Source organism: Rhodococcus sp. KBS0724, assembly GCF_005938745.2.
Taxonomy (GTDB): domain Bacteria; phylum Actinomycetota; class Actinomycetes; order Mycobacteriales; family Mycobacteriaceae; genus Rhodococcus_F.
The window spans coordinates 5,407,056-5,419,751 of record NZ_VCBX02000001.1; the positions used below are offsets into that span (position 1 = coordinate 5,407,056).

The 12,696-nt window shown below is 63.5% G+C and carries 11 protein-coding genes; 5 read left to right on the forward strand and 6 right to left on the reverse strand.

Annotation, left to right across the window (positions count from 1 at the left end; translation table 11 throughout):
* The first annotated feature begins 43 nt into the window (after positions 1 to 43).
* Genes FFI94_RS24795 through FFI94_RS24815 form a run of 5 tightly spaced genes read left to right on the forward strand, consistent with a single transcriptional unit; the run spans position 44 to position 7,136 of the window.
* Positions 44 to 1,228 carry a 3-dehydroquinate synthase II family protein gene (locus tag FFI94_RS24795; RefSeq protein WP_138870149.1) on the forward strand — a complete coding sequence of 395 codons (1,185 nt, stop codon included), beginning with the start codon at positions 44 to 46 and terminating at the stop codon, positions 1,226 to 1,228.
* Between the two features lie 5 nt (positions 1,229 to 1,233).
* Positions 1,234 to 2,376 carry an LLM class flavin-dependent oxidoreductase gene (locus tag FFI94_RS24800; protein ID WP_138870150.1) on the forward strand — a complete coding sequence of 381 codons (1,143 nt, stop codon included), beginning with the start codon at positions 1,234 to 1,236 and terminating at the stop codon, positions 2,374 to 2,376.
* Entirely contained in the window at positions 2,369 to 4,930 is a 2,562-nt protein-coding gene (locus FFI94_RS24805; RefSeq protein WP_138870151.1) for an alpha/beta fold hydrolase, read from the forward strand. The genes FFI94_RS24800 and FFI94_RS24805 overlap by 8 nt, the downstream gene beginning before the upstream one ends.
* Positions 4,927 to 5,829 carry a beta-1,6-N-acetylglucosaminyltransferase gene (locus tag FFI94_RS24810; RefSeq protein WP_185993314.1) on the forward strand — a complete coding sequence of 301 codons (903 nt, stop codon included), beginning with the start codon at positions 4,927 to 4,929 and terminating at the stop codon, positions 5,827 to 5,829. Before FFI94_RS24805 ends, FFI94_RS24810 begins: the two co-directional genes overlap by 4 nt.
* A complete protein-coding gene (locus tag FFI94_RS24815; RefSeq protein ID WP_138870153.1) occupies positions 5,826 to 7,136 on the forward strand; it encodes a lipopolysaccharide biosynthesis protein in 1,311 nt (436 codons plus the stop codon). The genes FFI94_RS24810 and FFI94_RS24815 overlap by 4 nt, the downstream gene beginning before the upstream one ends.
* On the opposite strand, the gene FFI94_RS24820 is transcribed toward FFI94_RS24815, so the two are convergent.
* The 6 genes from FFI94_RS24820 to FFI94_RS24845 all read right to left on the reverse strand — a co-directional run bounded on the left by FFI94_RS24820 (position 7,133) and on the right by FFI94_RS24845 (position 12,687).
* Positions 7,133 to 8,029: a glycosyltransferase family A protein gene (locus FFI94_RS24820; protein ID WP_138870154.1), complete on the reverse strand. Its 897-nt coding sequence runs from the start codon at positions 8,027 to 8,029 to the stop codon at positions 7,133 to 7,135. The two genes, FFI94_RS24815 and FFI94_RS24820, sit on opposite strands and share 4 nt — an antisense overlap.
* Positions 8,026 to 9,000 carry a glycosyltransferase family 2 protein gene (locus FFI94_RS24825; RefSeq protein WP_138870155.1) on the reverse strand — a complete coding sequence of 325 codons (975 nt, stop codon included), beginning with the start codon at positions 8,998 to 9,000 and terminating at the stop codon, positions 8,026 to 8,028. The genes FFI94_RS24820 and FFI94_RS24825 overlap by 4 nt, the downstream gene beginning before the upstream one ends.
* Positions 9,001 to 9,076: 76 nt before the next feature.
* A complete protein-coding gene (locus FFI94_RS24830) occupies positions 9,077 to 10,099 on the reverse strand; it encodes an endonuclease/exonuclease/phosphatase family protein (protein ID WP_260684306.1) in 1,023 nt (340 codons plus the stop codon).
* Positions 10,089 to 10,319, reverse strand: a complete 231-nt coding sequence (locus FFI94_RS24835) for a phosphopantetheine-binding protein (protein ID WP_138870156.1) — start codon at positions 10,317 to 10,319, stop codon at positions 10,089 to 10,091. The genes FFI94_RS24830 and FFI94_RS24835 overlap by 11 nt, the downstream gene beginning before the upstream one ends.
* Positions 10,316 to 11,632: an enterobactin transporter EntS gene (gene entS / locus FFI94_RS24840; RefSeq protein ID WP_138870157.1), complete on the reverse strand. Its 1,317-nt coding sequence runs from the start codon at positions 11,630 to 11,632 to the stop codon at positions 10,316 to 10,318. Before entS ends, FFI94_RS24835 begins: the two co-directional genes overlap by 4 nt.
* Before the next feature lie 2 nt (positions 11,633 to 11,634).
* Complete coding sequence (locus tag FFI94_RS24845) at positions 11,635 to 12,687, reverse strand: ABC transporter substrate-binding protein (RefSeq protein ID WP_260684307.1); 1,053 nt, start codon at positions 12,685 to 12,687, stop codon at positions 11,635 to 11,637.
* Between the last annotated feature and the right edge of the window lie 9 nt (positions 12,688 to 12,696).

Genomic DNA, 12,696 nt, shown 5'->3' on the forward strand with positions numbered 1-12,696 from the left:
CACGCGCGCGCTTTTTCAACCAACGAAGGGAACGTGTCCAACTATGGACAGCACTATCGTCACCGACCAGATCCTCCCGGCGACGGGGGCCGGCACGGACAGTCGACGGACACCCATCAGCCGCGAAGGCCACTTCGCCTGGCTCGACGTCCGTTCGGTCGAGCAGAGCTTGCTGCCGGCAATTGTGCAAGCCGCATTGCACCATCGCATCGACGGCATCCTCTCGGACAAGATCGAGACCTTCGACGGCCTTCCCCCCACGGTGCGCCGCATCCTGAGCGTCGACGCTCCACTTGCAGAGGACTTCCCGTACGACGGCGTCGACCTTGTCGTGGTCGCCGATCGCGCGGACGCACTGTCCCCCAACATCGGCCACACCCCTGATCGTGGCGTCCATGTTGTCGTTTCCGACGCACCAACCCTGCAGTTGGCGTGCGAGGTCGTTCGTGAGGTGCCGTGGACGCTCCTCACGTTCACCGATCCGACCAAGATCCCGCTCGAGATCGTCATCGCTGCCGCGGAGAACTCCGGCGGACGCACCGTCACCACCGTCACCGACGTCGAAGACGCCGAAATCGTGAAGCTCGTCCTCGAGCACGGATCGGACGGACTCCTGCTTGCACCCCGTAGCGCCGACGACGTCGTCCGCATCGCGCGCATCGTCGATCACCAGATCGAGTCGATGGAGCTCTCCGAACTGGTCGTCACGAAGGTCGAGCACATCGGCATGGGCGATCGTGCATGCATCGACACGTGCTCGTTGCTCGAGAAGGACGAAGGCTGCCTGATCGGTTCGTTCTCCACCGGAATGTTCCTCTCCTGCAGCGAGACCCATCCGTTGCCGTACATGCCGACGCGTCCCTTCCGCTGGAATGCCGGCGCTGTGCACTCCTACGTGCTCGGCCCGGACAACCGCACGCGCTACGTCAGCGAACTTCAGGCCGGCCATCCGATCCTCGCTGTCCGTTCGGACGGCAGTGTTCGCGAAGTACGCATCGGCCGCGTCAAGATCGAGAAGCGCCCACTGATCTCGATCACCGCAGTTGCCCCGAACGGCAAGAACGTCAACGTCATCGCGCAGGACGACTGGCATGTGCGTCTGCTCGGACCCGGTGGCAGCGTCAACAACGTCACCGAACTGGAACCGGGCGACAAGCTGCTCGGCTACGTTCCCACCGAGGCGCGCCACGTCGGCCTGCCGATCACCGAATTCTGCGACGAGCGCTAGGAAAGATGTCCGTTCCCGAGATCCTCTGGTACATCGGAGCAAATGACGGAGAGGTGCCGTGGGATCCACGGCACCGGTTCGAGCCGTCATTTGCCGCTCTGCGCGAGCAGGCGCGCACTCTCGACCGGCTCGGCTACTACGGCGCGTTGACAACGGCCCGCGAGCCGATTTCGCTTGTCGCCGATACCGAACGGCTGCGCTTTGTCGTACCCGAGTATCCCGGAGTCAAACCACCGGCGTTGCTGGCCGAGGAGGCACAGGTCTTCGACCAGTACTCCGGTGGCCGGTTGATCTACAACCAGGTCAACGGCGCCGATCCGGTTTTGGCGCGGTACGGACGATTTCACTCCAAGGACGAGCGCTACGGCGTCTCCGAGGAGTACTGGCCGCTGTTCAAGCGGCTCTATCTCGATGAGGCGCAGGCGTTCTCGGGCGAGCACTTCGAGCTCGGTCCGCGATACAAGCCAGCCATCGCCGGACCCCGTCAGCCGGACGGGGTTCCGGTCTGGGGCACCGGGGCCTCTCCCGCCGGAATCTCGCACGCGGCAGAGGTTCTCGACGCCTACCTCATGTTCATGAGTCCGGCCGAAGCGATGTCGGCGCTGTTCACGAAGGTCAGGGCGGCAGCGTCCGACAGAGGCCGCGAACTGAAGTTCGGGGTACTGGCCAGCGTCATCGTCCGGGAGACGGAAGAGGAAGCTTGGGAACGCTTCGAATGGCAACTGTCCCAGACCTCACCGGAATCGGTGCTCAGCACCGCGGACCGCAACCTGACCAGCTTCGGGTTCCCGCCGTTGGCGGAACTCACCTCCGACGACGCCCAGGTACGGGCCCGGATCGACGCTCTGCGAGCCGGGCGCCTGCCCACGCGCGCCGAACTCGAATTCGCCCCCAACATGGCTGCCGGGCTGACCACGTGGTCCGGGGCCGAACCACCCTTCGACATCGCGGGTAAGGGATCCGGCAATTACCTTGTGGGCAGCGCAGACAACGTTGCCGCACGCATGCTCGAGATGAGCGAGAGTGTAGGCATCGACATCTGGATCCTGTCCGGGTGGCCACTGATCCGCGAGGCTGAAATCACGGCCGAACTGCTGTTCCCCAGACTTGGCGTCACGGCTGCGGTCGGAGCCACTGCCGGTGTCTGATCTTTCGACAGTCGGGTCTTTCCTCGCTCCTCGTGGACACGAACCGTTCCCGGTCCCGTGGTCCTCGGTGCGGGAACGGTTCGAATCCGTTGCGACCGCACTGCCCGACAACATCGCGGTGGTCTGCGGCGGTAGCAGTCTGAGTTATCGGGAACTTCACTCGCGTGCAGACGCGCACGCTCGGGCCCTAGTCGGTCATCTCGGTGGCGGTCATCTCGGTGGCAGTCAGCCCGGTGGCGATAAACGCCCGGTTGCCCTCGACACCACCTGCAGCCTCGACTGCGTCGTTGCGCTTGTCTCCGTGCTTCTCTCAGGACATCCGCTGGTGCTGCTCGATTCGCAACTGCCCGAGGATCGGCGCCACAACATTCTCACCCGCTCAGGCGCTGGCCGCTTTACTCCGGCCGCGTTGGCTGCGCTGCCTTCGCGTCCCGAGCAGCCTCTGCCCACTGTCACCCAGACAGATTGCGCAGTATTGCTTTTCACTTCCGGTTCCACCGGCGCGCCGAAGGCCGTCCGCCAGGGCCACCGACTGTGGCTCAACCAGGCTGCGGATTTTCACGCCACGCTCGGGATCGGTTCCGGCGACCGGATAGGTATGGCGTTGCCGATCAGCTTCGGCGGCGGACTCGACGTAGTGTTCAGTGCCCTGCTCAACGGCGGCGAACTGCACTTCCTCGATCCCCGGGAAGTGGGTATCGAAGAAGTCCCGCAGTGGATCTCGAGCCAGAACCTGACCACGCTGCACGCCACCCCTTCACTACTGCGCGCAGTCATGAAGGCGTGCGCCGGCAGCACAACCCTGACCGGCCTCCGGTTGGTCACCACGTGCGGTGAGGCCGTGCACGGCGACGACGTGAGACGGCTCCGCACATTGCTGAGCCCAATTGCGTCGTACTGCAATCTGTCTGGTTCCTCCGAGACCGGCAACCTCGCGTTCAACGAGTTCCCCCCTGGCCGCGAGGTTCCCGACCGGGTGCTGCCCGTCGGTGTGGTGGCTGCCAACAAAGTGGTGCGGTTGCTCGGCCCCGACGGCGGCGATGTGGCAACAGGTGAGGTCGGCGAAATTGTCGTCGAATCGCCCTATCTCTCCGAAGGCTATTTTGTGGAGCTGGACGGCACCGCTGCCGCAGACCTCACGAAGTTCGGGCAGGCAGCAGATGGCACTCGATCGTTCCGGATGGGCGATCTGGGCCGGTTCGACCAGCACGGACTGCTTCACCTGGTCGGCCGCAGCGACGACGCCGTCAAGGTACGCGGCTACCTGGTAGAACCGTCGGAAGTGGAGTCGGCATTGCGTCGCCTGCCTGCCATCGAAGACGCCGTTGTACTGGCTCGACAAACAGACACCGGCACCGTATTGGCTGGATACGTGGCCGTGGATCCCACCACGCGCGCGCCGTCCGCGGCAGACGTGCGCCGCGATCTCCGAAAGACTCTGCCGGACTGGATGATTCCAGCCAACCTGATGTTGCTTCCAGCGCTACCGCGCAACGAGCGCGGCAAGGTGGACCGCGCCGCTCTGCCGGCGCCCGCACCCAGACCTACTGTGATTTCTCCCGCGGTGGGTGTCGAGTCCGAACTGGCAGCACTGTGGTCCGAGATCCTCGGGATCGAACAGATCGGCCGTGACGACGACTTCGTCTCTCTCGGTGGCGATTCCCTGCAGACTCAGCAGATGCTCACCCGGGCAGGGAAGCTCTCCGGCGCAGAACTGTCGTCGGCGACCTTGGCCAACTTCCCCACTCTTCACCAGTTTTCCGCACATCTCGAACAAGCTTCCGCAGGTACGACGCTGCGCACCCGCGTGCTCGTTCCGTTGCAGACCGGCGGTACCGCAGACCCGATCTTCGCCTTTGCCGGAGCCGGTTCCACTGCACTGGCATTGCTGCCGCTGGCGAGGGAACTCGGCCCTCGATGGACGGTGCACGGACTCCAGGCCCACGGACTCGAAGGTCGCGGATTCCCCGATTGGACGGTGCGCTCAGCGGCAAAGCGCTACCTGCGTGAGATCCGCCGGGTACAACCGCACGGCCCGTACACCTTTGTCGGCCACTCACTCGGCGGTGTGATCGCGATGGACGTCGCCCGCCTACTCGACGCCGAGGGCGACACCGTCAACGCGGTAATCTGCCTCGACACGATCCTGGGTGGACCGCTGGGTTCGGGAACACTCGATCTGTCTCGCGCTGAACCGGATTCAGGTAATGCATCGATCCCGGTTTCCGAACCTCCCGCTCCCACCGATCGCCGCACACTCTGGAAGACACGCGCGATGCTGCTCACGGCCGGACTGTGGCAGTACCCCGCACAGACGCAGTGGGATCTGTTCCACGATCTGGGCCGGCGGATCGCGCTCATGCACCGATTGCAACCGTGGAACGGCGCAGTGTCCGTTGTCATGGCCGAAGACAACCCGGATGACCCCACGTGGTGGACTCAGGTTGCACCCAACGTCGTTTCGGTAGAGCGAGTCTCCGGCGATCATGTCGGGATGCTCCGCCCGCCGTACGTCGCACGCACCGCCGCTCTTGTGCGCGAGGCACTGAAGTGAGCTTCCGGGCCGCAGTTCTGGTCATCGCGCATCACCAACCAGAAGTCTTTGCCGCACTCGTTGATTCACTGCGCCACCCGTCCATCGACGTCTACGTCCACATCGATGCAAAAGCCGATCTCGCATCGTTCGAGGCCGTGGTACCCGAAGGAGACGGGGTGAGCTATGTGCGCGACCGTTCCTTCGTGAACTGGGGTGGGCTGAGCATCGTCCACGTGATCCTGCGCTTGATCAGAGAGGCACGATCGTCCGGTAACGCGTATCAGCGGTACGCGCTGCTCTCCGGTTCCGATCTGCTGATCGCACCTATCGACGAAGTCCTGGCGGCCTGGCAGAGTTCGATCGAGTTCATCCGAATTGACTGGCGACTCACCGGCCCCGATGCCCAGCGCACCAATCTGGTGGACCGTCGACACTTCCCGGACGACAGGTTGCCGCTTCGGGCGCGACTGTCGGGGCGCATACCCCGCAAGGTGAATCCGACAATCGAGTTGTACCAGGGGTCAACCTGGTGGGCGCTGACCGCCGGCGCTGTCGATCAGGTCATCGGATTCATCGCGGAACATCCACGGTGGCTCGACTTTCATCGACACACACTGTGTTCCGACGAGATCGTCTTCCACTCGATACTCAAAGCATCACCACACGCGAGTCGGATCGTTCAGGACGTGGAACAGTGCGCCGACGCCGACGCGTTCATCGCCGACCCGGTACACGCCCTCCATTACATCGATTGGTCGGATCGAACTGCGCTGAGTCCGCGTGTTTTCGGAATCGACGACGAACCGACGCTGCGCCGTTCACCGGCGCTCTTCGCCCGCAAAGTGGACACGACCTCGATGACGCTGATCGATGCCTTTGCCGTGCGGCAGGCACATCACTCGGATTCACCCCGATGAGCCGATTGCCCACCCGCCGTCTGAGCGCGGGACTCGAGTCCAATGCCGCGGCGCTGATGCTCTCGTCCGTGGCGACCGGTGCGCTCGGCCTGGTGTACTGGGCAGTGGCAGAACGCTTCTTCACGACCGCGGAAGTCGGCCGGGCCTCGGCCGTCATCAGCACGGCGACGATGCTGGCATCGGTGTCCTGCTTGTCCCTCGGCGGCGCATACCAACGTTTCCTTCCCGTCGCCGGACGCGCTTCGACGCGTCTGGTCTTGGGCGGGTTGGCTCTGACAGCCACCGTCGCCGTGCTTCTCGGTTGCGGTTTCCTGCTCGTCAATCCGACCAACGAACGCCTCTTCACCAACACCACCGAACGTGTCGTCTTCCCGATGCTGGTGATGACGCTGGCGATCTACGCGCTGACCGACCCGATCCTGACGGGTCTGCGACTGGCGAAGAGTGTTGCAGCCAAGAACATTGCGCTGTCGGTGCTCAAGATCGTTCCGATCGTCGCGTTAGCAGGCACAGGGTCCACTCTGGCTTTGACCGGTTCCTGGGGTGTGCTGGCGTTCGGCGTCACTGCCGTTGCGCTGGTCCATATTCTGCGTACCGGTGTGCGCGGCCGGAAGACAATCGCTCCTGACCTGCCACCGGTTCGCGAATTGTGGGCATTCCAGGGCGTCTTCTTCACGATGACGCTGGTCCTCACGGTGACTCCCCTTGTCCTGCCACTGATCGTGGTGTCGCAGTTGGGGGCCGAACAGAACGCATACTTCAACGTGGCCTGGACAATGTGCTCGGCAGTCGGTTTGCTCCGCAGCGGAGTCGGTTCGTCGTTTATCGTCGAAGCCTCGTCGCCCGATGCCGACCGGAAAGCCCTACTGCGACGACTGCTCCGGATGCTCGCCACGGTGACTGCGGTGGCAGCCACCGGGTTGGCGATCGGTGGACCGGTCGTCCTGTACGTGATCAGCCCCGACTACTTCCATGCGGCAACAACACTCGTCCTCGTGATGGCACTCGAGTCGATTGTCGGAACCATTGTCATGGTGTATTTTCTTCTCTCCCAGATCTTGCGACGGCTCCGGCTGATGCTGGCGGTCCAGTGCGTCATCGTCGTCACCACGGTGTCGCTGGCACTGGTGTTGATTCCCCGGCTGGGTCTGATCGGAGCCGGACTGGCAACGCTGAGCGCTCAGTTGGTTGCCGTCGCGGTGATCGCGGTGCCCCTGCGCCGGGCAATCGTCGATTTCTCGGCTACCCCGGCTGTCCCGAAATCCGACCTCCCAGATTCCGACATGCTGGATTCCGCAAGAACCTAGTGCGCTGCTCGCACTTTCGCGAGCGTCTCGACAATCTTGCGACCGGTGAACCGCACCGTCTCGACGCCCGGACGCCGCATCACCACCGACGCTGCCGGACGCGCGATGTCCGTCAACGCCCGCACTGCCGCCACCGGCAAAGATCCCGCCGGCACCTGCGGCCACAACAGCGCCGACAGTGCGTCGTCCGAAAGCGGGCGAATGCCAATCGACTCCGCGTATTCGCGAGCGATCCGCTGGTGCGCAATCCGCTGCTGCGACCCGTGCACGGCACTGACCTGGTGCGGGTAGATCCGGTACTCGTATCCGATCATCGCCACGTTGGCGAGGCGCCCGAACTGCGAGAGCTCCGCGAACATCCGATAGTCCTCGGCATGCGCGAATTCCGTCCGGAACTCGAGACCGCTGCGATCCAGCATGGGTTTGCGGATCATGACCGACGCACCGCAGTGACAACTGCCGAGCAGCAACCTCTGGCGACACGCAGCATCGGTGCGCGGCATCCGAACCCGGCCCGTCAGTGCCCCGAACAGTTCGTAATCGGTACCGCACGACACTATCGACGGATCAGCCGTCAATACTGCCAACTGGGCGGACAACCGGCCGACGCCCATCCGATCGTCTGCATCCATCCGCGCCAGGAACTGGCCCCGTGCTTCCGCGAGACCCCGGTTCAGAGCGCCGACCAGTCCGGTATTGTCCTGTCGCACCACTCGCAGTCGTGGATCGGACACCGCTGCGAGCACGGCATCCGTATTGTCGGTGGACCCGTCGTCGATGACCAGTAGTTCGAAGTCGCGGAAATCCTGTGTGAGAACCGAATCGAGCGCCTCGCGCAGGTACGGGCCGGCGTTGTAGGCCGGGATCAGAACTGTGACCAGTGGCGCGCTCATCGGTGCCTCAGAATCGCCGAGTACAGACCGGGCGTGTACTTCACCATCACCGCAAACACAGCCTCGCGGCGATGACCGGTGCGTACCAACGGAATCACGTCGTCCGTCGAGATCGACCGACGCACCCGATCTATCGCCTCGTCGTACAGCTCAGGGCGCGTGGTCGACGCATGGCGGGCGCGCATCGCCACGTGAGCCACGGACGTCAGCACCTCTCGGTAACGGAAGGCCCGTATCTCGTTGCCCCACTGTGTGCTCAGAGAATGGGCGCACAGTGCGGTGTCGATGTCGCGTTCGACCTTGAACAGGTCGAACGTGCGCGACGTGAGCGAGGTGCTGATCGAGCCTTCGCGGTAGAGATACCGGTACAAGGGCTCTTCCACCAGGGCAACTCGATCGGCAGCCAACGACATTCGCAGCACGGGCGCCATGTCCTCGTACCCCTGTCCTTCGTCCCACGGCCGCTCCCCCAGTAATTCCCGGCGGAAGAGTTTGGTGCACGCGTAGGCCTTTGCATCCCCGAGAATCAGGCGCCGCGCAAACTCTTTGCCCGACACCACCATCGCGTCGAACGGCGCCTCGTCGATCTGGATTGCTCTACCGGATTCGTCGACGCGAGTTGTTCTGGTGCACGCGAAGTCCGCCGACGCGGTGGTCAAAGCCGACTCGAGCTGCTTGACAAAATCGGGTGCTGCCTCATCATCACTGTCGAGGAACCACACGAGATCTTCACTCACAGCTGCCAAACCGGAATTGCGGGCGCGCCCCAACCCCTCGTTGCGCTTGTGGACCACGGACGTGAAATCGACACCACGCGAACGCAAGTACGACTCCGCGGTTGCCATGGACTCGTCGCCGCCGCGATCGTCCACGAGGACAATCTGCGCAACCGGACGACTCTGCTCCAGCACCGAACGAAGGCAGTTCTCCACGTACGGCAGGCACCGATACACCGGCACAACCACACTCACGCCAGCAGGGTTACGGTTCACCGATCACAGGTCTCTCGATAGAAATCACCAACAAATAGTCAAGAGTTAGGATAGCCTAGGTATTGTTGAAATGGGGTGTCACCGTCGCCACCAGACCATGATGGTCCGAACCCTCGATCTCGATCCGCTCGAACTCTGTTACCGTCGCCCTGTTGGTGACGATGTGGTCGATCCCGATCAGTGCCGGATACCACGTGTCGGCGGGATACGTCATCACGAAACCCGCGCCCGTCTGCTCCGCGGCATCGGTGAAACCATCCGTCAGAATCGCGCGAAAACGGCTGTGCGAGTATGTGGAATTGAAGTCGCCGCCGACGATCATCGGGTTGCCGTCTGCCGCCTGCTCGTGCAGAAGTCCGTTCAACTTCCCCATCTCCGATGCCCACATCCAGGCCGGCGACGGGTAAGGCGGCATCGGATGCACCGCGGCCACCGTCACGTTGCGACCGTCGCCGATATCAGCTGTTGCCACGAGGTTGGACATCGCGAAGTGGCCGAGCGACTCCTGCTCGGAAAGCGGGAAGCGACTGTAGATTCCCGTACCACCGCCGCCGTCCTTGGGCTCGACAAACCGGTACGGCAGCAACTCCGTCAGACCTGCCGCGCCCAGACGTTCCACTGCGGAGTCCGTCAGTTCTTGAATGGTGAGTACGTCGATCGAGTGCGAACGAACCTGCTCCACCAACGCATCCGGATCGGCCTCGCCCAGGCGAATATTCGCCTGCATCACCCGGATTGCATCGCCGGCAACAGTGTCCGGCGTATTCGAGACGAACAGCGGCGCCTGGGTGAACGCCCCCGCCACGAGCACTACCACTCCCATTGCGAGAGTTCGCCAGGATCTTGTTGCTGCCAGGGCAACCAAACCCAACAGGCCGACACCGAGCATCAGCGGAACGAACGACGACGCGATGATCAACGTGTTGGACTCGGGGCCGACATAGAAGACGAGCACTCCCAGCGCTGCAACTGCCACCGCGCCAACTCCGGCAATGTACGCCGCCCGCCGAACTATCCGGCGGGCGCCGCTCACAGAACTCGTGCCTGGCTCGGGGTCGGCCTCGCCGTTACTGTGCACCCATTACCTCGAGCCACGCACCCACCTGTGGTTCCGACGCCAGATCCACGAAATCGATTGCTGCGCCCTCGAATCGCCAGCGCTCGACCAACGACATCAGCCGCACCGAGTCCAGACCCAGGTCGATCAGGCTCACGTCTTCGGTCAACTCGTCGGCGGGGAGATCGAGGACCTCGGCAAGATCGGAGAGGATGCGCTCGCGAGTGAATGCAGTAGTCATTGGTGTTCCTTTTCGAGTTCCGTCGAGGGCAACGGAGTGTCGCCCTCAGCTGGCGTTGTGATGTCCGGTCTTGCACTGTTCGGGATACTGCCGCTCACTCGCCGCAACGAACCCAGCACAACCGTCGACAGTAGTGCGACGCCGCCCAGGGTCAGGCTGTAGACGACAACCGCCGTCGACGGCAGGAAGGCTGCTCCGAAAGCGCCGGCAATCAACGCACCTACCGACAGTCCGGCAACCTCCTGTGCCGCCCACAATCCGTTGACACGGCCCAACAGTGCTGTCGGTGTGTGGGTCTGGATGATCGAGTACCGCAGCACCTCTTGAACAGAGGTGACGGCGCCGACCACGACCAGCAGGAGAACAGCCACTACCAACCCTGTGGCCAACCCGACCAGAGCCTGCACGGCAAAGGCCGCAACCAGTGCCGTCATCAGCACCCGGCCCGGATGGGCCAGGCGGCCAAGCCAACCGCTGGTGACGGTGGCCAGCACCGCGCCGATGGCTCCGGCCGCGTACAACATACCCACCGCGCGCGAGTCGCCGGTGAAACGTTCGTCGACGAACCCGGGGACCAAAACCAGGACGCCGCTGCCGAGCATTGCGATCACGCCGACAGCCATGACTCCGCCGACCACGCGGTGCCCGAAGATGAAGCCCGTCACCGATACCGGCGGTCCGTCGTGCCCGGACTCGTGCTCGTGGACGGGTGGCATCATGGACGGCAATCCCGAGAGAAGCACGATGGTGATCACGGTTCCGGCGGCTGCAACCCAGTAGTTCCAGGCCACCGACGTTGCCGCGATCAACAATCCGCCGAGAGCCGGGGAGAGCACGGCGCCCGCCCGCGCACTGAGCACGTTGAGCGCGCCGACACCGACCAACTGTTCCTTGGGGATAAGGCTGGGGATGACGGCAAAGAGTGCTGCGATACTGATCGAACCGATCAACCCGTTGACCACGGCAAGCACAAAGATTGCCACCGTCGACGGATTCTCGAGCATCGCGTTGAGTGCCAACCCGACAAACGTCAACCCGGATACAGTGCGCGCAAACAGAATCAGAGTCTTCCGGTCGTACTTGTCGGCGAGAACTCCGCCGACCACCATGCCGCCGATGGACGCTCCACCTTCAACAGCCGCCACGAGACCGACCATGAAGGACGATTCCGTGAGCGCATACATCTGAATCGGCACACCGACCATCAGCATCCCGATACCGAAAATCGAGATGGTCCTGGCGATGAAAACTCTCCGGAACGCTGCGCTTTCGCGCAACGGCCGTATGTCGAGTAGCACTCCGCGGTCGCTCATCGCTAGCCCGTTGCGCCCTTCGCGACCGCGTCGGTAATGAGCGGCATCACCTGGTCGGTGGCCCAGCCGAGCGAGAGTGCTGACGGGAATCCGACGGCGTTGGGCAGACCGGTGTTACGGGCCAAGGACACCACAGCGCCATCCTGCACAGCAGGCAATGCGTTCCAGCCCTCGAACTTGGTGAGGTAACCCAGATCTCCGGTGGGCGAGACGACAAACAGCACGTCCGCGTTCAGGTCTCCGACGCTCTCGTATGACAGGATTCCGCGGCCGTCCGCGTCGACGGGCAGGGTGGTGGCATACGGGCTCAGGACCAATCCGAGCGAGGTGAGGAACTGGCCGATACCGCGCTCGTCGGAGGCCAGCACCGACAACTGTCCGCCGGTATCGCCGATGACCGCGTTGTAGGTCTTACCTTCGATTGTCGGATTCGCTGCTCGAGCCGAAGCCAGATCCGCTTCGGCAGCGGCAATCACCTCTTCGGCTTTGGCCGGGATACCGAGTGCGGCAGCAACTTTACGAGTCGAATCCTGCCACGGCTCGCCGTTGGCCTTGGTGTCGAAGTGGACAACCGGGAACTGCTTGCTCAGCTGGTCGTACGCAGACTGGTCGAGTCCCCAGAAACCGGTGGAGACGATGATGTCCGGCTCGAGCACAGCCAACTTCTCGGTGATCGATCCGACGCCGGTTTCGAGGTCGAGGGTTTCGGGCGTCGTGGTGCCGAACGCCTCCTTCTGCCACGGCCACACTCCGGAACCACCGGTAGCGGCACGGTTCTGGGCATCCACCGGAATCGCGATCGGAGTGACACCGAGCGAGAGCAGAATGTCTGCGTCCTGCGGGGAGAGCGGCATCGCCCGGGTCGGAGTGGACTCGATGGTCGTCTCACCGAACTTGCCGGACACCGTCACCGGGTACTGGCCGGCGTCGGCACTCGCCGAGGTGGTCTTGCTCGTGTCGGTGGTGTCGGAATCCGATCCGCACGCCGTGACGCCGAGCAGAACGGTTGCCGCGGCCAGCGCCGCACCGATCCTGCGATTCCATCGAGAGTTCATTCCGATTCC

Bases quoted from the DNA above. Each gene is read 5' to 3' on its own strand.
- FFI94_RS24795 (WP_138870149.1), top strand. From the start codon at position 44: ATGGACAGCACTATCGTCACCGACCAGATCCTCCCGGCGACGGGGGCC.
- FFI94_RS24800 (WP_138870150.1), top strand. From the start codon at position 1,234: ATGTCCGTTCCCGAGATCCTCTGGTACATCGGAGCAAATGACGGAGAG.
- FFI94_RS24815 (WP_138870153.1), top strand. From the start codon at position 5,826: ATGAGCCGATTGCCCACCCGCCGTCTGAGCGCGGGACTCGAGTCCAAT.
- FFI94_RS24820 (WP_138870154.1), bottom strand. From the start codon at position 8,029: ATGAGCGCGCCACTGGTCACAGTTCTGATCCCGGCCTACAACGCCGGC.
- FFI94_RS24835 (WP_138870156.1), bottom strand. From the start codon at position 10,319: ATGACTACTGCATTCACTCGCGAGCGCATCCTCTCCGATCTTGCCGAG.
- entS (WP_138870157.1), bottom strand. From the start codon at position 11,632: ATGAGCGACCGCGGAGTGCTACTCGACATACGGCCGTTGCGCGAAAGC.
- FFI94_RS24845 (WP_260684307.1), bottom strand. From the start codon at position 12,687: ATGAACTCTCGATGGAATCGCAGGATCGGTGCGGCGCTGGCCGCGGCA.